We start from the raw sequence: 21,929 nt of genomic DNA on the forward strand, positions 1-21,929 counted from the left end.
GAGCTCCCATCGTGCTGTCGCAGCTGGCCCCGGAGGACACCCGTCTCGAGGGCGGCGTCTTCGATCGCCGCCGCCGTCTGAACCGCGCCTACCTGGTCTCGCTGCAGGATGCGGCGCTGCTGCAGAACTTCCTCCTCGAGGCCGGGATCGGCGACCAGAGCTGGCACCTCACCCCCTCGAAGGACACTCCGGAGTCGCGCGGTCTCGACCGCCACTGGGGCTGGGAGACGCCCGGCGCCCAGCTTCGCGGCCACTTCCTCGGGCACTGGCTCTCGGCCGCCGCGCGCGAGGCCGCGGTGACCGGCGACCGCCTGCTCCTGGCCCGGGTCGACTCCGTGCTCGACGGCCTCGAGGAGTGCCAGGTCGCCAATGGCGACGGCTGGATCTGGGCGATCCCGCCCACCTTCCTCCGCCGCCTCGCCGAGGGACGGCCGATCTGGGCGCCGCAGTACGCGATGCACAAGACGCTGATGGGGCTCGTCGACGTGCACCGCGACCTCGGTGACGAGCGGGCCCTCCGGTTGGCCGTGAACGCCTCCGCCTGGATCCTCGACTGGGTCCGCGGGTTCGACGACGACGCGTTCCAGGTGATCCTCGACGTCGAGACCGGCGGGATGCTCGAGGTCTGGGCCGACCTGCTCGAGGCGACGAGCGATCCCGTCTTCAGCGAGCTGCTCGAGCGCTACTACCGCCGCGACTTCTTCGACGGCCTGCTCGAGGGCCGCGACATGCTGACGAACCGGCACGCGAACACCACCATCCCCGAGGTGCTCGGCGCCGCGCGAGCATACGAGGTCACCGGCGACGAGCGCTGGCGGCGCATCGTCGAGGCCTACTGGGAGCAGGCGGTGACCCTGCGCGGCACGTTCTGCACCGGGGGCCAGACCTCCGGCGAGATCTGGACGCCTCCGTTCGAGTTCGCCGCCCGCCGCGGCGAGAAGACGCAGGAGCACTGCGGGGTCTACAACATGATCCGCCTCGCCGACGTGCTGCTGCGCTGGACCGGCGAGCTCTCCTACGCCGACTACATCGAGCGGAACCTCTACAACGGGATCCTCGCCCAGCAGAACCCCGAGACCGGCATGGTCGCCTACTTCCTCCCGCTCGAGGGCGGAGCCCGCAAGGACTGGGGCAGCCCGACGGAGGACTTCTGGTGCTGCCACGGCACGCTGGTGCAGGCGCACACGCGCCACTCCGGCCTGGTCTTCTACCTGGGTGACGACGGCGAGCTCACCGTCGCGCAGCACATCGGCGCGCGGGCCCGGGTGGCGACTCCGCTCGGCGTGGTGGCCGTGCGGCTCGAGGTGCTCGACGACGCCGGCTACGTCGGGCCCGACGCGAACGCGGGGGAGGCGGGCGACGCGCACCGCCCCTCCGCCTCACGGCTGCGCGTCGAGATCGAGTCGGAGGAGGGGGTCGCCCAGCGGGTCCGCGTGCGGATCCCCGAGTGGGTGACCGGCGAGCCCGCCGTCGCCGGCGACGACCGGGTCGAGCGCGTCGACGGCGCTCTGGTCATCGCCCACCCCGGCGGGCGGACGAGCGTGGACCTCGCCTTCCCCCTCGCCGTGCGCGTCGTGCCGATCCCCGACGAGCCGACCACGGTCGCGTTCGTGGAGGGGCCCGTGGTGCTCGCGGGTCTCGTCGATCGCGAGGTGGCCCTCCGGGGCGAGGTGCCGACGGCCGCGCTGCTGCTCGCTCCCGACAACGAGCGCCAGTGGACGCAGTGGCTCGGCGGGTACCGCACGGTCGGGCAGCCCGCGGCGATCCGCTTCCGCCCGGTGCACGAGATCGTCGACGAACCCTTCTCGCTCTACTTCCCGGTCCTTCCGGCCGGGAGCTGACAGTCAGGACTCCCTCTCCCCATGACCTCCCGCCCGGTGCGTCGATGACCGCCGCTGCCGCCGCCCGCGACGCCGCGATCCCCCGCTCTCGCCTCCTCCTCCCGATCTTCGCGATGCTCGTCGGGTTCGGCCCCCTGACCATCGACCTCGTCCTTCCCTTCCTGCCGTCGCTGCAGAGCGACCTCGACGTCTCGGTCGCGACGGCGCAGCTCGTCGTGACAGGAGCGACCTTCGGCTTCGCCGCCGGCCAGCTCGTGTCGGGGCCCCTCAGCGACGCGGTCGGGCGCAAGTGGCCGCTCGGAGTCTCGGCCGCGCTGCACATCGCGGCGAGCCTGGTGGCGGCCACGACCAGCGAGACGGCCGTGCTGCTCTCGGCGCGCTTCGTCCAGGGCGCGGCCTGCACCGCGGCCGGAGTCGTCGTCACCGCGATCGTCCGCGACCTCTACAGCGGCAAGCGGCTGGTGACGATGCTCGCCAACCTCGCGGTGATCGTGTCGGTCTTCCCGATCCTCGTCCCCTCGGTCGGCGCGCAGCTCACCAAGATCATCGACTGGCGCGGCTCCTTCCTCGCCGTCGCGGTGTGGGGAGCGGTGGCGACGGCCGTCGCGCTCGTGGTGCTGCCCGAGACGCTGCCTCCCGAGCGTCGTCACCAGGGCGGGCTCGGCCCGTCCCTGCGCAACTCCTTCGGGATGCTGCGGCGGCCGCGCGTGATCGCGCTCGCCGCGGCGTCGGCCGCTGGCTGGTCGGTCGGGTTCGCCTACCTCGCCACCGCGCCGTTCCTCTACACGAACGTGTACGAGGTCGGGCCCGATCTCTACGGGCTCCTGTTCCTCGCCACCTCGCTCGTGACGATCGCCGTGGGGCAGACGACCGGGCGGGTGATCGTGCCGCGGTTCGGCCCGCGGTTCGCGATGATCGCCTCCGCGGTCGTCACGGCCCTCGGAGCCGTCGCGGTCGCGGCCCTCGCCTTCGCCGGAACGCCGCCGCTGCTCGTCGTCGTCGGCGGGCTCACCTTCGCCCTCGCCGGTCGCTCCCTCGGCTACGCCCCCGTGCAGTACCTCTCGCTGCAGGGCCCCTCGAGCGAGGCGGGCAGCGTCACGGCGATCCTCGGCACGGTCAGCTTCACGGCGGCCGGGCTCGTGATGCCGGTGATGGGCGTCTACGCGGAGGTGTCGCTCCTCCCGTTCGCCATCCTCCTGCTCGTCGCGGCCCTCGTGGAGGGCGTGGTGGCGCTGCTGTTCCGGCCGGGGTCGCGGCACTTCGACTCCGGTGCGACCCGACTCGACGACGAGAGATGAGATGACGATGGACGACTCCGTGCAGATCGCGAACGACGGCTGCGCCCTGCTGGTGCGCGGCGGCGGCATCGAGGTCAGGAGGGAGGGGCGCCTGCTCTACGCGAACCCGCGGCCGCTGTTCGTGACGGTGAAGACCGTCGCCGCGGTGAGCGAGTTCTGGGACGCCGCCTACGACGACGTCGTCGCCTCCGACGGCGAGGTCGAGGCGAGGGGGACTCTGACGGTGCCGTCGGGCTCCGTCTTCGCCTTCACCGACGTCTTCGCGCCGGCGGGCACGGGCTTCCGCGTGAGCCGCACGGTCACGGTGCTCGCGGAGGGGGACGACCTCGGCTTCTCGACGAAGATCTCCCTTCGGATGGTCGAGTCGGACGACGTCCGCGCCTACGACTGCTTCGCGCCGGGGGTCCGCTACCGGCAGAACGAGTTCGCGCCCGGCGACGACCTCGACGACGAGTACTTCTGGCGGATGGAGACGCGGTACGCGCTCCCGGTGTTCGCGATGCAGCACCGGGAGTCGGGCGAGACCGTCGCGCTCTCGCGCTGGGCGGCCGACGTGACCCTGCCGACCGACGGCGTCGTCCGCTCCGAGAACTTCACCGACGCGGCCTGCACGGTCGGCTCGATCGGCATGAGCCGGCCCGAGAGCCGGACGCTGAACTACCTCTACTACGGGTTCGGCGTGCGCAAGGACCTCCCGATCGAACCGGCCGGGCTGTCGATCGACTACGTCTACCCGGGCGCCGACGGGCAGCTGCCGCTCGACAACCCCTACTCGGGGCTGGACTACGACGAGGAGCCGATGCGGTTCCAGCGGATGAACCATCCCGTCTCGGTCGGGTTCGAGCAGCGCTACACCGTCGCCCTCACGGTCGGCCGCTACGACGGCTTCGCGGCGATGATGCGCGAGGTCTGGCGCGACGTCTACTCGCGCCTGCGCGACACCCTGTTCGAGGTCGACAACGAGCGCCACTACCGCAACGGGATGGAGATCCTGAACCGGTGCACGCGGCCGTACGGCGACTCCTTCGGGCTGCCCTTCGCGTGCCAGCTGCCCGACATGGACGTCTCGAGCGTGTCGTTCCAGTTCGGGTTCGTCGGGCAGCAGCCGGGCATCGGCTACCAGCTGCTGCGCTACGGCGACCTCGAGGGTGTTCCCGAGGCGTTCGAGAAGGGCGTCGGCGTGGTCGACTTCTGGGTGCGGACGGCGCAGACCCCGTCGGGTCTGCCGCGGATGTGCTGGAACCCGACCCTGCAGGACTTCGAGCCGTACCCGCACTACCTCCGGATGCTCGCGGACGGGGTCGAGGCGATCCTCGACGCCTACCTCCACCTGCGCGCGAAGGGGGACGAGCGGCCGGAGTGGCTGGAGTTCTGCACGCGCGCGGCCGACTGGCTCGTGCGGGTGCAGAACGACGACGGCAGCTTCCACCGGGCCTACCACGCCGACGGCTCGGTGCGGATGGACTCCCGGTCGAACACGCCCAGCGTGATCCGCTTCCTGGTGCAGCTGCACCTCGTGACCGGCGATGCCCGCTACCGCGACGCTGCCGTCCGCGCCGGGGCCTGGACCTTCGAGAACAGCCACCGCACGCTCGAGTACCGCGGCGGCACCTGCGACAACGCCGACATCCAGGACAAGGAGGCGGGCATCTACGCCCTCTTCGGATTCCTCGCCCTCTCCGACCTGACCGGCGAGGACCGCTGGCTCGAGGGGGCGGTCCGCGCCGCCGACTACACCGAGACGTGGACCTACGCCTGGTCGTTCCCGGTGCGCACGATCCAGCCGAAGCACCCCTTCAACCAGTACTCGATCAGCGGTCAGAGCATCATCACCATCGGCGGCGGCGCGGACGTGTACATGGCGGCCTGCTCGTACACCTACTACCGGCTGCACCTGATCACCGGCGACGACCACTACCTCGACTTCGCGGAGTTCATCCACGCGAACACCCGGCAGTCGACCGACGTCGACGGCAGCACCGGCTACGCGATGCCCGGCCTCGGGCACGAGAGCGGCGACTTCACGAGCCAGACGCTGCAGAGCCACTACCACTGGCTGCCGTGGTGCACGTTCGTCGAGGTCGACCCGGCGTCGCGGCTGTTCGACACGTTCGGCGTCTACGAGATCGCCCAGGCGCAGCGCCTGCCGCCGGAGGACCGCGCGGCCCGGAACCGCATCTACGACACCTACGGCCGAGCGTCGCTGTGACTGCGGGGGTGCGGGCCGGGCTCGCGGCGGTGGCGCCGGCGGGCGGTCGGTGGGGCGCTCACCCTCCGGGGTTCGAGCTCGAGTCGGTGCTGCTGAGGTGCGCCATGGCGTCGTAGAGCTGCTGATCGGTCATGGGCGGCTCCGGGATCGGGTGTGCGCGCTCGGCTCGGTAGGCGTCGAGCATCAGGTGCAGCTGCCGTCGCCAGGCGTCCGGCGCCGAGGTGCTCGTCGCGTCGATCATCCGGCCGTTCGACCAGATCAGGTTGATGATGTCCGCGAGGACGATGTCGGGGCGCACGCGGCCCTCGTCCTGGGCGCGACCGAGGACATCGGCGATCTGGAGGCACAGCCTGTCGTGGATCCGCTCGATCTCGGCATTGCCGGGGAACCGCCGAGACAGGAAGTCGTTGAAGCCGCGATCGCCCGCCTGCAGGCGGAACAGGTCCTCCAGGTAGGCGACGAAGCCCTCCCACGGGTCCTCGGCGTGCAGCCGCGCCTCGGCCCGGTCGAGGAACTCGCGCAGCCGCGGCTCGAAGGCCGCCGCCAGCAGATCGAGCCTGGTCGGGAAGTGGCGGTACAGGGTGCCGATGGCGACGCCGGCGTCGCGCGCGATCTGCTCGAGCGATGCGTCCACGCCCCGCGAGGCGAACTCCTTCTGCGCCGAGTCGAGGAGCCGAGCGCGACGCTCCTGCGCATCTCGACGCAGGCGTCGTGTCGTCGGGACCTCGCGCATGCTCACCGGCCGAATCTATCGCGCGCCTCCGGGAATAACCTGAGGTACCCCTCCGGTTACAGCTCGTGAACCGGAGGGGTGCCTCACCTTGAGAGTCCCGCCGGTGCCAGTGCCGCTGCCCGGCACTGATCGACAGCGAACAAGGGACATCACCATGAGCACCATCAGCATCATCGGCTCCGGCGCCATGGCCGAGGCCATCGGGACCCGGGCCGCCGAGCACGGCCACGCCGTCGAGATCCTGAGCCGCAGCGCCGACAAGGCGCGGGCGGCCGCCGCACGCATCGGTCGCGGAGCCACGGTCGGCACCTACGGGGCGGCGCCCACGGGCGATATCGTCGTCGTGGCGATCCTGCACGCCGACGCCGTCGACGTCGTCGCGCACTTCGGCGGGGCACTGGCGGGCAAGATCCTCGTCGACATCACCAACCCGTTCAACGGCGACGCCAGCGGAGTCGTGACCACCCTCGGCCACTCGGTGGCCGAGCAGATCGCCGCCGTCGCTCCCCACGACGCGCACGTGGTGAAGGCGTTCAACACGATCTTCGGAGGCGTCATCGCCGCGGACGCGCCCGTGGACGCGTTCTTCGCGGGCGACAGTGCCGAGGCGAAGGCGCGAGTCGCGGAGTTCCTCAGCAGCATCGGCATGCAGCCGCGCGACGCGGGCGGGCTCCGCATGGCGCACGCGCTCGAGTGGGCCGGGATCCTGCTGGTCGGGGTGGCGGGCAACGGTGCCGGGTTCGATGTCGCGCTGAAGGCCGAGGTCCGCTGACGAGGGCATCCGATCCCGGCACGGCCGGCCGAACGGGGTGCAGGGAGTTGAGGTAATTTCCTCTGTTCCGAGGTCCGAGCAGGGGGGTTTCGGGCCACAATGGGGTTCGCGAGTCCCACCCGAGGCACACGTAGGGGTACGTCGTGTCGGGACGCGCAGCTGCAGGTCGACTCGCTCGTCGCCTCCGGGGTGACGAAGCGCGACGTGGTCGCGGACGTGCTGTCCGGAGCCGCTTCGGCTCAGGCTTCTCAGTCCCCGCGAAAGGTCCCCGCCCGATGCCCTCCACCCGCGCCCGCCGCCTGCGCGCCACCCTCCTGGCGGTGACCGCCGCCGTCGTGCTCGCCGTCGTCGGCACCGTCGTCCCCACGGCGAACGCCGAGACCCCGTGCGCGACCGGGCAGAACGCCATCGTCTGCGAGAACGCGCGACCGGGCGCCGATCCCTCGGAGTGGGACGTCTCCGGCGCCGGCGACCCCTCGATCCAGGGCTACGCCACCGACATCAGCGTGAACGTCGGCCGGCGCGTCGACTTCAAGATCGACACCGACGCCGCGGACTACTCCGTCGACATCTACCGCACCGGCTGGTACGGCGGGAAGGGCGCCCGGCTCATCGCCTCCGTCGAGCCGAGCGCCGCCCTCCCGCAGAACCAGCCGCAGTGCCTCTCGGACGTCACCACCGAGCTCTACGACTGCGGCACCTGGGCCGTCTCGGCGGGCTGGGACGTGCCGAGCACCGCCGTGTCCGGCGTCTACGTCGCCCTGCTCACCCGCGCCGACACGGGAGGCCGGAGCCAGATCACCTTCGTCGTGCGCGACACCGCCAGCACCTCGGCCGTGCTCTTCCAGACCTCCGACACGTCGTGGCAGGCCTACAACACCTACGGAGGCTCCAACTTCTACTCCGGCGGGGCGAACGGCCGCGCCTACAAGCTCAGCTACAACCGCCCGGTCACCACCCGCGGCGACAACGCGGGCCGCGACTTCTACTTCGCCAACGAGTACCCGCTCGTGCGCTTCCTCGAGCGCAACGGCTACGACGTCAGCTACTTCAGCGGCATCGACACCGACCGCTTCGGCTCGTCGCTGAAGCAGCACCGCACCTTCCTCTCGGTGGGCCACGACGAGTACTGGTCCGGCGCCCAGCGCGCGAACGTCACGGCCGCGCGCGACGCCGGCGTCCACCTCCAGTTCCTCTCGGGCAACGAGAACTACTGGCGCACCCGCTACGAAGCCTCGCCGACCGCGGGCGGTGCCGCGTACCGCACCGTCGTCACCTACAAGGAGACCTGGGCGAACGCCAAGACCGACCCCGCTGCCGAGTCCACCGGCACCTGGCGCGACCCGCGCTTCGCCTCGGTGGTGAACGGAGGCGGCCTGCCCGAGAACGGCCTGGCGGGCACGCTCTACATGTCCAACTACTCCGACCTGCCCGTGACGGTCAGCGCCGCCGAGGGCAAGCTGCGGCTCTGGCGCAACACCTCCCTCACGGGGCTCGCCGCGGGCACGAGCGCCGCGCTCGCCCCGCACACGATCGGCTACGAGTCGAACGAGGATCTCGACAACGGCGCGCGCCCGCCGGGTCTGATCCGGCTCTCGACGACGACCGGCGCGGTCCCGGAGTACCTGCAGGACTTCGGCAACACCGTCGCGCCCGGCACCACCCGGCACAACCTCACGCTCTACAGGGCGGCGAGTGGCGCGCTCGTCTTCTCGGCCGGCTCCGTGCAGTGGACCTGGGGCCTCGACCAGGAGCACGACGGCGACGGCGCACCGGCCGACGTGAGGATGCAGCAGGCGCAGGTGAACCTCTTCGCCGACATGGGCGTGCAGCCCACCACGCTGATGACCGGTCTGGTCGCTGCGACGAAGAGCACCGACACCACCCGCCCCACCGTCTCGATCACGACGCCCTCCGGCACCACCAGCAAGGCCAACGGGAGCATCGTGACGGTCTCGGGGACCGCGGCCGACGCCTCCGGGGGGCGGGTCGCGGGCGTGGAGGTCTCGACCGACGGAGCCACCTGGCACCCGGCGTCGGGCACCACGTCGTGGACCTACAGCTACGTGCTGCACGGGACGGGCACCGGCACCATCCGGGTGCGCGCGGTCGACGACAGCGCGAACATCGGCACCGCGACGAGCCGGAGCGTCACCATCACCGGCACGGCCAGCGTCTTCGGCGCCGAGGTGCCGAAGACGATCGACTCCGGAGACAGCTCAGCGGTCACCCTCGGGCTGCGCTTCACGCCCACCGCCGACGGGTTCATCCAGGGCGTGCGCTTCTACAAGAGCTCCGCCAACACCGGCACGCACACCGGTGCGCTCTGGAACCTCGACCGCCAGCAGCTGGGCAGCCTCACCTTCGCGAACGAGACGGCGAGCGGATGGCAGACCGGCACGTTCGCCTCGCCCGTCGCCGTCACTGCCGGGACCCCGTACGTCGTCTCGTACACGACCGCGACCGGCCGCTACTCGGCGGCGGAGTGGTTCTGGGCGAGCGCCGGCTACGACGCCGCACCGCTGCGGGTCGCCGGCGGCTTCGGCGCGGAGCCGGCGGGGCTCTACAGCACCGACGGCGGTTTCCCCGCCGACAGCTACCGGGCGGGCAACTACTACGTCGACGCCGTCTACAGCACCGTCGACAGCACTCCGCTGAGCGTCGCGTCGCAGAAGCCGATCGCGGGCTCGTCGAGCGTCGCGCCCTCGACGAGCGTGTCGGGCGTGTTCTCGAAGGCCGTGACGTCGACCTCGGTGAAGATGACGCTGAAGACGGCCTCCGGCGCGATCGTGGCGGGCAGCACGGCCTATGCGACCGGCACCCGAACCGCCACCTTCACGCCCAGCGCCCCGCTCGCGGCGTCGACCACCTACACCGCGACCCTCGCGGGAACCGCGACCGGAGGGGGGACCGTCACGGCCGGCGGCAGCTGGACGTTCACGACCCAGGCTCCCGACTCCGCCGTGGGGGTCTGCCCCTGCCGCCTCTTCGACGACTCCACGGCCCCCGGGATCGCGCAGGTCTCGGAGGGCACCCCGATCACCCTCGGAGTGCGCTTCGCGCCGACCGTCGACGGCACCGTCACGAGCGTGCGCTTCTACAAGGGCCCCGGGAACACCGGGACCCACGTGGGGACGCTGTCGAACGCCGACACCGGAGCCGAGATCGGCCGGGCGACGTTCGTGGGCGAGAGCACGGGCGGCTGGCAGGAGGTCGTGTTCGCCACTCCGGTCGCCGTGACGGCCGGGACCGACTACGTGGCCGCCTACACGACGACCACGGGGAACTACTCGGCCACGGTCAACGGCTTCGGATCCGGGGGCACGCGCGGCCCGCTCGTCACGGCCGGCGACTCCGGCGCGTACTCGTACAGCGGTGGCTTCGCCTCGTCGCGCTCCACCACGAACTACCTCGTCGACGTCACGTTCTCGCCGGCGGCGGTGAGCACCCCGACGCCGGCGCCGGCGCCCGCGGGTGCTCGCCTCTTCGACGGCGCGACGCCCGCGACCGCCTCCGTCGACGACTCGTCCTCGGTCGAGGTGGGGATGAGCTTCACCGTCTCCGCGGCGGGCAGCGCGACCGGCATCGCCTTCTACAGGGGCTCCCGCAACACCGGAACGCACGTCGGGTCGCTGTGGGACGCCTCCGGCACGCGGGTCGCTCAGGTGACCTTCAGGGGCGAGTCCGCGAGCGGATGGCAGAGCGCGGCGTTCGCGTCGCCGGTCTCGCTGACTCCGGGGGCGCGGTACACGGTGTCGTATCTCGCTCCGGCGGGGTACTACGCGGCGACCCCGTCCGGGCTCGCGTCGCCGGTCACCGCGGGTGCGCTGACCACGGCGTCCGCGCCCAACGGCGTGTACCGCTACGGGTCGGGCGGAGTGATGCCGACGTCGGCGTACAACAGCACGAACTACTTCGTCGACGTGTACTTCCAGGCGCAGGGGTAGCGGACGCGGCGACCGCGGAGATCGTGAGAGGCGCTGTCAGTGGCACGTGGCAGGCTCCTGTCCATGACGATCAGGAGTCGATTCGTGCAGGCAGCCCTGAACGGCGATCGGGTGCACCCGGCGGTACCGCACACGCCGGATGAGATCGCGGCCGACACGGTCGCGGCGGTCGCGGCCGGGGCCCACTCGGTCCACATCCACGTCTTCGATGACGACGGCCGGCAGACGCTGGCCTCCGAGCACGTCGCGCGGGTGCTGCGAGCCGTCCGGGCGGAATCGCAGGTCCCGATCTCGTTGACGACGTCCGCCGACGTGGAGGCGGACCCGGGGAGCCGCTTCCGGGCGATCGAGGCGTGGACCGAGCTCCCGGACCTCGTGACCGCCAACCAGGGTGAGGCCGGTATCGCCGATCTGTGCGAGCTGCTGGCGAACCGCGGCGTCGGCATCGAGGCAGGTCTGCTGTCCCTCGACGACGCGCACGCCTTCGTGGCCTCGGGCGCGGCTCGCCGGTGCGTGCGGGTCATGGTCGAACCGCTCGACGCCGACCCGGATGCAGCGATCGCCCACGCCCGGGCGATCGAGAAGGTGGTCGCCGAAGCCGGCATCGCCCTCGAGCAGGTTCACCACGGCGACGGCATCGCCTCCTGGTCCGTCAACCAGCGCGCGATACCGCTCGGGCACGGGATCCGCACCGGCCTCGAAGACACGCCGGTCCTTCCGGACGGTCGGCTCGCCCGCGACAACGCCGAATGCGTGGCGACCGCCGTCGCGATGCTCGCCCGCTGACCGCGCCGGTGATACTCGCCCTCTGACGAAGTCGATGGGCGAGGTCGGTCGACTCGCTAGGCTCGGCAGATGAGCGACGCCCGCCCTCGTCTGCTGCGTCGTCGTCTGCCGGTCCTGATCGCCGTTCTCGCGGCGGTGCTCCTCTATGCGACGGTCGTCCTGATGTACGCAGGCGGCATCCGGGAGTCGAGCGAGGGCTGCGAGACGGTCATCGCGGGCGAGGACCCCGTCACGGTGAACCTGCAGCCGGCGGAGGTGAACGCAGCCCGCCAGAGGCTGGAGTTCCAGATGACGCTGCAGCCGTCCGAGAGCCTGATGTCCTCCGATGGATTCACCTCCGACGAGACGATCAGCCTGGTCACCTTCCCGGTCGACGGGGCCAGTGTCCTGACGTTCCCCGCGGGCGAGGTGCTCGACAGCTCGGTGCAGTCGGACTACGCCGAGGGGATCGTGGAGGAATGGCCCTTCGACAGCTATCGGGCCGACCTGACGACCTTCGCCTTCACCGGCGAAGATCAGGACGACCACGAGCACACCGCTCTCCCCACCCGGGTGTGCCTCGACGATTCCGTGCCGGGGTGGCAGCTGCACACCGTGACCGAGAACCATCCCGGCAACACCGTGACCACGGCCCGGGGCGACGAACCGCTGCCCTCCGTGGTGATCACCGCGACCCGGTCTGCGAGCACGGTCGCCTTCGGAATCGTGCTGCTCGGTCTGATGGCGGTCACGCCGATGCTGGTCCTGTTCGTGGCCATCAGCGCCTACACCGGTCGCCGGAAGGTGGAAGCCACCCTCACGAGCTGGATCGGTGCGATGCTCTTCGCCGTCATCCCCCTGCGGAACTTCCTCCCCGGTGCGCCACCGGTCGGTTCGTGGATCGACTACCTCGTCGTGCTGTGGGTGATCGCGGGCCTCGTCACCGGGCTGGCGATCTACATCCTGGCGTGGAACCGCTGGGGTCACGGCGCGACCGCCAGACAGCCGATCGTCTCCGGGCCGGAGGACTTGGACACGCGATCCCCGTGAGGAGAAGCGGGGTCGCCGTGCGGGAGCAGCAGCAGTGGGGGTGGGAGGGGCTCGCTTCCCGAGAATGCGCCCCACCATCGACAACGCTCGCGCTGACGAGCATCCGTTCGCGGCCGACGCTGCAGAAGCCGACAGCGCGGTGCGTTCTTGCTCAGGCAGCGATGCGTCGGATGCGGGCGAGGGTTCGGTCGATCTCGTCCTCGGTGGTGAAGTAGTGCGGCGAGAAGCGGAGGAGCGGATGGACGCCGCGCAGGACAGTGTCGAACTGGTTGTGCTCGGGGACGGTCGTGCTCACCGCGATCCGATCCTCGGCCAGGCGGTCCTTCGCCTCCTGCGCAGAGACTCCGGCGATGGATGCGGTGACGATGGCGCAGCGCTCCGCGCCGAGGTCGTGCGTCGTGACGCCCGGGAGAGCGTCGAGTCCGTCGCGAAGCAGCGATCCGAGGCCTCTCGCTCGTTCGGCTACCGCTTCGAGACCGAGCTCGAGAGCTTGATCGACGGCTGATCCGAGGCCGACGACGTTGACGTAGCTCTTCTCCCAGGTCTCGAAACGGCCCGCACCCGGCCGCCAGCGGAAGTCCGTCCCGCCGTCCCAGGTGGCGGAGCCGATCTCGACCACGTTCGGATCCAGCCGCTCCACGGCCCGAGGACCAGCCCACAGGAACCCGGTCCCTCGGGGTCCGCGGAGGAACTTGCGGCCGGTCCCGGTGAGCAGGTCGCAACCCAGTGCCGCGACATCGATGGGGAGCTGGCCGACGGCCTGCGTGGCGTCGAGGAGGAAGAGGACGTCGTGCGCGCGGGCGATCGCGCCGACCGCGGCCGCCGGGTTGACGAGGCCGCCGCTGGTCGGGATCCAGGTCAGGCCGATGATCTTCGTCCGCTCATCGATCAGGTCGGCGAGAGCATCGAGGTCGACCTGGCCGTTCTCATCGTTCGGCACGACGACCAGCTCCGCTCCGGTGCGCTGCGCAACCTGCCAGTAGGCCAGGACGGCGCTGCCGTACTCGTCGGCGGCCGTCAGGATCCGGTCGCCGGGACCGAGCGGTACCGAGTAGAAGGCGGCGTTCCAGGCGTGAGTGGAGTTGTCGAACAGGGCGATCTCCTCGGCCGTTCCGCCCACGAGGCGCGCCAGGCTGTCGTAGGTGCCTGCGATCGCCTGGCGGGCCGCGTCCTCCGCCTCGTAGCCGCCCAGCTCGGCCTCCAGCCGGAGCATGCCCTGCATGGCCTCCAGCGTCGTCTCGGACAGCAGTGCGGCGCCGGCGTTGTTCAGGTGCGTTCGATTCGCGCATCCCGGCGTCCGTCTCCGGAGCGATTCCACATCCATGCGCCCATCGTCACAGCCAGCACCACGGGATGCCACCGCTTCCGTGACGCGAAGGACGTTCGTCACGACCGTGGCCGGCGCCGCGCAGATCCGAATCGGCTGGAACCCGAGGGCCGGCCGGTTGACGGATCGCCGGCGAGGGAGTCGTCTGGAGAGACGATTCCGAGGACGAGCGGGGAGCCTGATGCACATCGTGATGAGCGGGAACGGACATGTCGGATCGGCCACGGCGGCTGCGCTGCTCGATCGCGGCGAGGCGGTGACGGTCCTCGTCCGCGACACCGTCGCCGCGGAACGTCTGCGCGCTCGAGGCGCTGTCGTCGTGACCGCCGACGCGAGCGATGAGGAATCCCTCCGCAGGGCCTTCCGGTCGGGACGGCGGGCACTGCTGGTGAATCCTCCGGCGGATCCCTCAGGTGACACCGACCAGGCGGAGCACCGGACCGTCGACACGATCCTCCGCGCGCTGGAGGGGTCCGGGCTCGAGAAGGTCGTCGCCGTCTCCACCTACGGCGCGCAGGCCGGCGACGGTATCGGCGATCTGGGGACGCTCTGGAGGCTCGAGCAGGGACTGGTCCGGCAGAGCATCCCCGCCGCGATCAACCGCCACGCCTACTCGATGACCAATTGGAACGCCTACCTGCCCCTGGTGCTCGACCAGGGGGTCCTCCCGTCCGCCCTTCCAGGGGATCTGCGACTCCCGATGGTCGCACCGGCCGACCTCGGTGCCGCCGCTGCTGATCGACTGCGATCGAGCGTCGAGGACGCGAGAGTGCTGCATGTCGAAGGCCCTGACCGGTACACGCCCGCGGACGTCGCCTCCGCGTTCGCGACCGCTCTCGACAGGCCTGTCGCTCTGCACGTGACCCCCCTGGATCAGCTCGAGCAGATGTTCACCGGCATCGGCTTCTCCGAGACCGCCGCCTCGTCGTACGCGGAGTTGACGCGCCGCACCGTCCACGGGCTGCACCTCCCCGACGACCCCCGTCGAGGCGCGACGAGTCTGCACGACCACGTCGCCGCACGAGCGGACGAGCACCGCGCCTCATCGCGGCGGTCGCGTCCCGTTGACGAGCAGTGACTGCTCGCGACCCGGGGCGCAGCAGCGTCCGCCGGGACGGCGTGGAGCTGTCCTACCTCGACACGCAGCGGACTCCTCCCGGTGACGGCGACGAGGCTCCGGTCCTGCTCGCCCTGCACGGGCACCTCAACGAGGCGCGCTTCATCCAGCAGGGAGCGGTCCCCGACGGGCTCCCCCATCGCGTCGTCGCCCTCGTTCTCGCCGGCCTCGGTGAGCACCCCGACGCCGGCGCCGGCGCCCGCGGGTGCTCGCCTCTTCGACGGCGCGACGCCCGCGACCGCCTCCGTCGACGACTCGTCCTCGGTCGAGGTGGGGATGAGCTTCACCGTCTCCGCGGCGGGCAGCGCGACCGGCATCGCCTTCTACAGGGGCTCCCGCAACACCGGAACGCACGTCGGGTCGCTGTGGGACGCCTCCGGCACGCGGGTCGCTCAGGTGACCTTCACGGGCGAGTCCGCGAGCGGATGGCAGAGCGCGGCGTTCGCGTCGCCGGTCTCGCTGACTCCGGGGGCGCGGTACACGGTGTCGTATCTCGCTCCGGCGGGGTACTACGCGGCGACCCCGTCCGGGCTCGCGTCGCCGGTCACCGCGGGTGCGCTGACCACGGCGTCCGCGCCCAACGGCGTGTACCGCTACGGGTCGGGCGGAGTGATGCCGACAGCCGCGTACAACAGCACGAACTACTTCGTCGACGTGTACTTCCAGGCGCAGGGGTAGGAGCACCTGGTCGCCGGCGCCGTCCCTCAGTGGCCGGAGACGACGGAGGAGAGGCGGGGGGTGGCGGGCTTCACTCGTTCGGGGGGTGCTGCCGGGTCGAGACGGTGCGTGTGACCCGTTGTGGGGCTCCGGGCCGGGTGCCAGGGTCGGCACAGGGCGAGATGTGCAGGCGCCCGGCTTCGCTCGGAGAGGAACCCGCTGATGCGTTCCACCATCACCCGCAGTCTCACGGTCGCCGTTCTCGCCGCCGCGCTCGTCGTCGCCGGCGCTCCCGCTCACGCGGCGCCTGCTCCGACAGCAGCGGCAGCGGCAACCCCTACCGGCGCCCCTCTCATCGGAGTCGCGTCGAAGCGGTGCCTCGACGTCCCGAATGCGACGACCGTGAACCGCACAGTGGTGGTCCTCTACGACTGCAACAAGGGCGCCAACCAGAACTGGACGATCACGGCGAGCGGTGAGATCACCGTGTACGGCGGCGCGAAGTGCCTGGAGGTGCGCGGCCGCGCGACGACGGCCGGCACCCCGGTGCAGATCAACGACTGCGTCGGCGGGACCTGGCAGAAGTGGCGGTTCGAGAGCGACGGCACCGTTCGCGGTGTCGGGTCGGGCCTCTGCCTGAGCGTCAAGGATCAGAAGACGGCGAACCGCTCGTCCGTGCAGATCGCGACCTGCGTCGGCGGGGACTGGCAGAAGTGGAGGACCTCCGCGCTCTCAGCGGATACGACCGCCCCGTCTGCGCCGACGAACCCGCGGGTCGCGGATCTCGGCTGCCGAACGGCGACGTTCTCGTGGAACGCGTCGACGGACGCTGTCGGAGTGACCGGGTACGACGTGTACCACGACGGTCAGTTCATGAAGGCTGTCGCGGGGAACGTCACCTCGACCAGCATCGACGTGACGCCGGGTGCGCAGTGGGGGCTGTACGTGAACGCCCGCGACGCCGCCGGCAACATCTCCCAGGCCAGCGCCACCGTCGCGGTGACGGTGCCGCAGTGCACGGTCGACACCCAGGCGCCCACCCGCCCGACCGGCCTCACCGCGAGAGCGGCCGGCACCGCCGTCACCCTCACCTGGAGCGCGAGCACCGACAACGTCGGCGTGCGCAGTTACACGATCTTCCGCGGCTCCACCCAGGTCGGGACCGTCACCGGCACCGGCACGGCAGCACCGCCCCTGACCTTCACCGAGAGCGGCCTGACCGCGAACACCGGCTACTCCTATACCGTCGCGGCCGTCGACGCCCAGGGCAACGCCTCCGCCCGCAGCGCTGCGGCCGCCGTGACCACCGGCGCGGCCTGCAGCACCGAGTTCTGCACCGTCACCCAGACCACCACCGACACCGACATCCCCTGGGGGCTGACCACTCTCTCCGACGGGACCGTCCTGTACTCGCGCCGCGACGCGCAGGACCTCATCCGGTTGAATCCCGCGACGGGCGTCAAGACCACCCTGGGGACGGTGCCCAACGTCCAGAGCACGGACGGAGAGGGCGGCCTCCTGGGCATCGCGGTGTCGCCCACCTTCGCGACGGATCAGTGGCTGTACGTCATGCACACCTCTCCCACCGACAACCGGGTCATCCGCCTCAAGCTCATCGGCGACCGCCTCGACACGAGCACCACGCAGGTCCTCGCCTCCGGGATCCTGCGGAACAAGTACCACAACGGCGGTCGACTGCGCTTCGGCCCCGACGGGAAGCTGTACATCAGCACCGGCGACGGCCAGAACACCGCCACCGCCCAGAACCTCGCCTCCCTCAGTGGCAAGATCCTGCGTATCAACCCCGACGGCACCATCCCCGCCGACAACCCCTTCGGGAACGCCGTCTGGAGCTACGGGCACCGCAATCCCCAGGGACTCGCCTTCGACTCGCAAGGACGGCTCTGGGAGCAGGAGTTCGGCAACAGCGTCATGGACGAGACGAACCTCATCGTCCGCGGCGGCAACTACGGCTGGCCCGCCTGCGAGGGAACCGCCGGCACCTGCTCCACCCCCGGCTTCATCGCCCCGAAGCAGACGTACCCGACCAGCGCGGGCTCCTGCTCGGGCCTCGCCATCGTCCGCGACGTCGTCTACATCGCCTGCCTCCGCGGGACCCGCCTCTACCGCGCGCCCATCACCGGCGACACCCTCGCCACCCCGACCGCATCCTTCATCGGCACCTACGGTCGTCTGCGCACGGTCGAACCCGACGGACGAGGCGGCCTCTGGCTCACGACCTCGAACAGCGGGGACAAGGACAGCATCCCGAACAACAGCAACGAGAAGATCCTCCGCGTCACCCTCGGCGGATGACGTGCAGCGACCACAGGGGCGGCGACGAGCTCGCCGTCCACGTCGCCCGAGGAGTCGACCGTGAGCCCGCCACGCCGAGCGGGTCGCCGTCAGCGCTGGTCCGGCGTCACCCGGTGGGGCCGATCACCTTCAGGAGAAGACGGTTCAGCTCTTCGCTCTCGATCGGCGTGAGGCCGACGTCGGTCAGGTCGTTCGTCTCCTCCGCGATCGTCCAGACGTCCTCGAGGGCAGCGCGTCCGCGAGCGGTGATCTGGACGGGGTTGCGACGGCCTCTCTCCCTGCCGCCGGTACGCCGGGTGAGGCCGCGCGCCTCGAGCTGGTCGAGGAGCGGCACCACGCTCTGCGGACGCAGCAGCACCGCCCGAGCGATCTCGGCTGTCGTGAGCTCCTCGTCCCGGGCGAGAAAGGCGAGCACGCCGAACTGGATGGGGTTCATCCCGTGGACGTCGAGCCGGTCCGCCAGGCGATTGCCGATCAGGCGCGCGGCGCGCGTGAAGTTCCACGCCAGAACTCCATCGAGCCGAGACGCGGCGCCACTCTCCGCTTCCCTCACGTCCCCATCCTTCCATCAGGTTGCCTCCGTACCCTCTCACTAACAGCTTTCTGTTACTAGCGGAGGAGTGCCATGACGGACACCGGAAACGACGAGTCCGATGGATCGAGACGGCATTCCCGCGTCCTGATCCTCGGAGCGAACGGACCCACCGGTCGGGAGACGACGCAGCAGGCGCTCGCCCGCGGCTACGAGGTGCACGCGCTGACCCGCCACCCCGAGACGTTCCCCCTCGAGCACGAGAGGTTGCGGATCATCGCCGGCGATGCGACCGATCCGACCGTGATCGACGCGGCGGTCGCGGCCACCGACGCCGTCATCTGCACCATCGGAGCGTCCTTCACCCGCCACCCGGTGAACGTCTACTCCGTGAGCTCCCAGCTCCTCGTCGCGGCCCTGCTCCGACACGGACGCCGACGGCTGATGGTGGTGACGTCCTCAGGAGTGCAGCCGTCTCACCTGCAGCACGGCGCACTGCAGAGACTGTCGTACACGGTCATGCGGCGCTTCTTCGGCCGAACGGTCTACGACGACATGACCGCGATGGAGGCGTTCGTCTCGGCGAGCGATCTCGACTGGACCATCGTGCGCCCGCCGGGACTGAGCAACGACCCCGGCCGGGGCTATGCCGTGGCCGAGAACGAGATCGAGGGCGGCTTCTGCTCCCGCGCCGACCTCGCCCGACTGCTCCTCGACCAGCTCGACGACGACCGCTTCCTCCGCAAGATCGCCGCGGTCTCGACCCCGGGGCTCCGGGTGAGCGCCGTGCAGATGATCAAAGTCGAGGTCCTCAAACGGTGAGCACCCGCTTCCCCGGCCGACCAGCGGCCCCCCACGAGAACGGACGACGCGCAGGGCATGACGTCTCTCCGAGACGGCGAGCACCGAGAGACGACCTGCGTCAGCGGGCCTCCGTGCGCGTATCCCGACGGGACGGCACGTCGGCTGAGAGAGGGCGGCCCGCCCGCTCCTCGAGCAGTGCAGCAGCGAGGAGCTCGCCGTCCACGTCGCCGAAGGAGGCGAGGGCCTCCCGGTGCAGGCGCGTGACGAGCTCGATCGTCTCGTGCGGCGTCCCGGCTTCCTCCGCGAGTCGGAGGACCGTCTCGAGCTCCTCGACCACGCGGCCGAGAGAGAAGTCGGGCAGGGGGTCGCCGGCCAGGATCGACGGCGCGTGCCGTTCGAGGAACGCACTCGCGCCGGGACTCTCGAGCAGCGCGGCGTGCAGCGCGGACGGGTCCCAGCCCAGCGCCCGGCCGAGGAGGAGGACCTCGGTGACCGCGATCACCTGCCCGAACCAGAGGGTGTTCGCGATCAGTTTCGCGACGTGCCCGAGCGCAGGATCCGTCTGCACGACGGTGGCCGAGCCATCGTGCCCCAGCGCGGTGAGGATGCCCGACACCTCCCGCACCTCCGCGGGCTCCCCCGCGAGGTAGAAGCCGAGCGTGCCCGCGGCGGCGTCCGCCGGCCCGCCCCGCATCGGAGCCGCGACCGAGCCGACACCGCGACCCGCCGCCTCCACCACCAGGGCCGACACGCTCCGCGGATCGTTGCTCGTGAAGTCGAGCCAGACACCGCCCGGAGCCAGCGCTCCGAGCGCACCGTCCGCTCCGGTCAGGGCGTCCCGGCATTCGATCGGCCCCGGCAGCACGGTGATCAGCGTGTCCGAGCGAGCGGCCAGCGCACCACCGTCCGGCGCCGTCGGCAGACCCTCGGCACGCGCGCGCTCCAGCGCCCCCTCGTCGATGTCCGACACCGTCACGTCGAACCCGTGCCGGTGGAGGCGCCGCGCGACGGGCGCTCCCATGCGGCCGTACCCGAGGATGCCGATGCGTCTGCTCACGGCCCCAGCATGCCTCGCTCCGCACGGCGGACACGAGGAGGATGAGCCCATGTCGACGACGGACGGACCCGCCTCCCGCACGGACACGGACCCCGGCGGCGGGACGGAGGAGACCAGGCCCCCGCTCGATGACCGGCTGACCGAGGCCGAGTTCCGCCGCTGGTACTGGCTCCGCGACGAGCTCGCCGCGTTCGCGCGCGCCCGCGGCGTGAGCGCATCGGGAGCCAAGACCGCGCTGACCGAGCGTCTCGCCGACTCCCTCGCGGGCCGGACGACGACCGCTCCTCCTCGGCAGGCCGCCACGCCGCAGCTCGCCGGCCCGCTGACCTCGGACACCGTCGTCCCGGCGGGTCAACGGGCGAGCCAGCTTCTCCGCGCCTGGTTCCTCGATCAGGTCGGGCCGTCGTTCCGCTTCGACGCCGCGATGCGCCAGCATCTCGCGTCGGGTGGGGGGACGCTCGGCGATGCGGTGGCCTTCTGGCACGCCTCGCGATCGAACGAGCCGCGGCCGATCGAGCCGCAGTTCGAGCTCAACCGCTTCACCCGCGCCTGGCACGCCGAGCACCCGAACGGCGACCGCGCCGAGCTCCTCGCCGCCTGGCGCGAGTACCGGGCGCTGCCCGCCGACGCCCGCAGCCGGGCCTGAATCAGTCGAGCGTTCTGCCCGTGCTGTGACGCGCGGGCAGGATCAGCGCGTTCCGCCGTATGCCGCGGGAACGAGGTCCTTCCTGGGCTCGCCGCTCTCGACGAGTTCGAGGATCGCGTCAGCGACGTGCTCGGGTGCGTCGAAAGTCGCTCCGGCCGTCATCGCTTCCGCGGCGGCGCGACCCGCTCGGATCGAGGTGAGGAACTCGGTGTCGGTGGCGAAGGGGATCATCGTCGATACAAGGACTCCCGTCCCCTCCAGTTCGTTCCGGGCGATTGCGGACAGACGCTCGAGGGCGATCTTGGATGCGACGTAGCCGCCCGTTCCCGGGACATCGGCGAAGGTCGTCCCGGAGCTGACGTTCACGATGCTGCCCGCACCCTGACGGCGCATGGCCGGCAGAACGGCCTGCATCATGGCCAACGGCGCCACGAGGTTCAGTTCGAGGACGCCGCGGAAGTCATCGAGCGAGATCTGCTCCGTCTCGGCCTGGAGGCCCTGACCGGCGTTGTTGACGAGCACGTCGATGCGTCCGAAAGCATCGAGCGCCGCCTGCGCCAGCGCCGTCACCTGCGCCTGGTCGGTGACGTCGCAGCGCACCGCGATCGCTCCGTCGAGCTCCGCCGCGAGGTCTCGCACGCGGTCCTCCCGCCGGGCGGCCAGGACGACCCGCGCCCCGGCGGCCGACGCGGCTCGAGCGGTCGCAGCCCCGATACCGGACGACGCGCCTGTGATCACGAACACCGAATCCTTGATCTTCATGGTCTTCTCCTTCGCCCGGCCACCGATCGGCGGCTCTCGACACGAATTACGCTACTGCCAAGTAGCGTAATTCGATGAGCGGCCGTAGTCTTCGGT

17 protein-coding genes are annotated in these 21,929 nt (G+C 71.0%); 12 read left to right on the forward strand and 5 right to left on the reverse strand.

Annotated features, from left to right (window positions below; translation table 11 throughout):
- The first annotated feature begins 11 nt into the window (after window positions 1–11).
- Genes B9Y99_RS10180 through B9Y99_RS10190 form a run of 3 tightly spaced genes read left to right on the forward strand, consistent with a single transcriptional unit; the run spans window position 12 to window position 5,348 of the window.
- On the forward strand, window positions 12–1,841 hold the full coding sequence (locus B9Y99_RS10180; RefSeq protein ID WP_129587989.1) for a beta-L-arabinofuranosidase domain-containing protein: 1,830 nt from the start codon (window positions 12–14) through the stop codon (window positions 1,839–1,841).
- Window positions 1,842–1,885: 44 nt separating this feature from the next.
- Window positions 1,886–3,139 carry an MFS transporter gene (locus B9Y99_RS10185; RefSeq protein WP_085476509.1) on the forward strand — a complete coding sequence of 418 codons (1,254 nt, stop codon included), beginning with the start codon at window positions 1,886–1,888 and terminating at the stop codon, window positions 3,137–3,139.
- A gap of 1 nt (window position 3,140) precedes the next feature.
- Window positions 3,141–5,348, forward strand: a complete 2,208-nt coding sequence (locus B9Y99_RS10190; protein WP_208856927.1) for an AGE family epimerase/isomerase — start codon at window positions 3,141–3,143, stop codon at window positions 5,346–5,348.
- A gap of 58 nt (window positions 5,349–5,406) precedes the next feature.
- Here the strand turns inward: B9Y99_RS10190 and B9Y99_RS10195 are convergent, their stop codons facing one another.
- Window positions 5,407–6,081, reverse strand: a complete 675-nt coding sequence (locus B9Y99_RS10195; protein ID WP_129588048.1) for a TetR/AcrR family transcriptional regulator — start codon at window positions 6,079–6,081, stop codon at window positions 5,407–5,409.
- A 154-nt stretch (window positions 6,082–6,235) separates the two neighbouring features.
- Between B9Y99_RS10195 and B9Y99_RS10200 the strand changes: the two genes are divergently transcribed.
- The 4 genes from B9Y99_RS10200 (at window position 6,236) to B9Y99_RS10215 (ending at window position 12,615) form a co-directional block, all read left to right on the forward strand.
- Complete coding sequence (locus B9Y99_RS10200) at window positions 6,236–6,853, forward strand: NADPH-dependent F420 reductase (RefSeq protein WP_085476511.1); 618 nt, start codon at window positions 6,236–6,238, stop codon at window positions 6,851–6,853.
- A 275-nt stretch (window positions 6,854–7,128) separates the two neighbouring features.
- Window positions 7,129–10,800 carry a DUF4082 domain-containing protein gene (locus tag B9Y99_RS10205; protein ID WP_085476512.1) on the forward strand — a complete coding sequence of 1,224 codons (3,672 nt, stop codon included), beginning with the start codon at window positions 7,129–7,131 and terminating at the stop codon, window positions 10,798–10,800.
- A gap of 84 nt (window positions 10,801–10,884) precedes the next feature.
- Entirely contained in the window at window positions 10,885–11,586 is a 702-nt protein-coding gene (locus tag B9Y99_RS10210; RefSeq protein ID WP_208856928.1) for a 3-keto-5-aminohexanoate cleavage protein, read from the forward strand.
- A 69-nt stretch (window positions 11,587–11,655) separates the two neighbouring features.
- Window positions 11,656–12,615: a DUF4436 family protein gene (locus B9Y99_RS10215; RefSeq protein ID WP_085476514.1), complete on the forward strand. Its 960-nt coding sequence runs from the start codon at window positions 11,656–11,658 to the stop codon at window positions 12,613–12,615.
- Between the two features lie 151 nt (window positions 12,616–12,766).
- Here the strand turns inward: B9Y99_RS10215 and B9Y99_RS10220 are convergent, their stop codons facing one another.
- Window positions 12,767–13,939, reverse strand: coding sequence for an aminotransferase class V-fold PLP-dependent enzyme (locus B9Y99_RS10220; RefSeq protein WP_085476515.1), 1,173 nt, complete (start codon window positions 13,937–13,939; stop codon window positions 12,767–12,769).
- Between the two features lie 196 nt (window positions 13,940–14,135).
- On the opposite strand from B9Y99_RS10220, the gene B9Y99_RS10225 reads away from it, so the two are divergent.
- The 3 genes from B9Y99_RS10225 to B9Y99_RS10235 all read left to right on the forward strand — a co-directional run bounded on the left by B9Y99_RS10225 (window position 14,136) and on the right by B9Y99_RS10235 (window position 18,032).
- Window positions 14,136–15,020 carry an NAD(P)H-binding protein gene (locus B9Y99_RS10225; protein ID WP_208856929.1) on the forward strand — a complete coding sequence of 295 codons (885 nt, stop codon included), beginning with the start codon at window positions 14,136–14,138 and terminating at the stop codon, window positions 15,018–15,020.
- A 210-nt stretch (window positions 15,021–15,230) separates the two neighbouring features.
- Window positions 15,231–15,737, forward strand: a complete 507-nt coding sequence (locus tag B9Y99_RS10230) for a DUF4082 domain-containing protein (RefSeq protein ID WP_244274868.1) — start codon at window positions 15,231–15,233, stop codon at window positions 15,735–15,737.
- Window positions 15,738–15,938: 201 nt separating this feature from the next.
- Window positions 15,939–18,032, forward strand: coding sequence for a PQQ-dependent sugar dehydrogenase (locus B9Y99_RS10235; protein WP_085476518.1), 2,094 nt, complete (start codon window positions 15,939–15,941; stop codon window positions 18,030–18,032).
- 106 nt (window positions 18,033–18,138) lie between these two features.
- Here the strand turns inward: B9Y99_RS10235 and B9Y99_RS10240 are convergent, their stop codons facing one another.
- On the reverse strand, window positions 18,139–18,585 hold the full coding sequence (locus B9Y99_RS10240; protein WP_085476519.1) for a MarR family winged helix-turn-helix transcriptional regulator: 447 nt from the start codon (window positions 18,583–18,585) through the stop codon (window positions 18,139–18,141).
- A 72-nt stretch (window positions 18,586–18,657) separates the two neighbouring features.
- Here B9Y99_RS10240 and B9Y99_RS10245 point away from each other — a divergent pair, with 72 nt between their 5' ends.
- Window positions 18,658–19,386 (forward strand): NAD(P)-dependent oxidoreductase, encoded by a 729-nt coding sequence (locus B9Y99_RS10245; protein ID WP_085476520.1) that lies wholly within the window; start codon window positions 18,658–18,660, stop codon window positions 19,384–19,386.
- 100 nt (window positions 19,387–19,486) lie between these two features.
- Here the strand turns inward: B9Y99_RS10245 and B9Y99_RS10250 are convergent, their stop codons facing one another.
- Window positions 19,487–20,425, reverse strand: coding sequence for an NAD(P)-dependent oxidoreductase (locus B9Y99_RS10250; protein ID WP_165759589.1), 939 nt, complete (start codon window positions 20,423–20,425; stop codon window positions 19,487–19,489).
- 49 nt (window positions 20,426–20,474) lie between these two features.
- Here B9Y99_RS10250 and B9Y99_RS10255 point away from each other — a divergent pair, with 49 nt between their 5' ends.
- Entirely contained in the window at window positions 20,475–21,071 is a 597-nt protein-coding gene (locus tag B9Y99_RS10255) for a DUF6434 domain-containing protein (RefSeq protein WP_244274869.1), read from the forward strand.
- Between the two features lie 42 nt (window positions 21,072–21,113).
- On the opposite strand, the gene B9Y99_RS10260 is transcribed toward B9Y99_RS10255, so the two are convergent.
- The gene (locus tag B9Y99_RS10260) at window positions 21,114–21,833 is read right to left on the reverse strand and encodes an SDR family oxidoreductase (RefSeq protein WP_085476522.1); all 720 of its coding nucleotides are present in this window, start codon (window positions 21,831–21,833) and stop codon (window positions 21,114–21,116) included.
- Between the last annotated feature and the right edge of the window lie 96 nt (window positions 21,834–21,929).

The sequence above is a fragment of the Rathayibacter oskolensis genome (assembly GCF_900177245.1).
GTDB lineage: Bacteria > Actinomycetota > Actinomycetes > Actinomycetales > Microbacteriaceae > Rathayibacter > Rathayibacter oskolensis.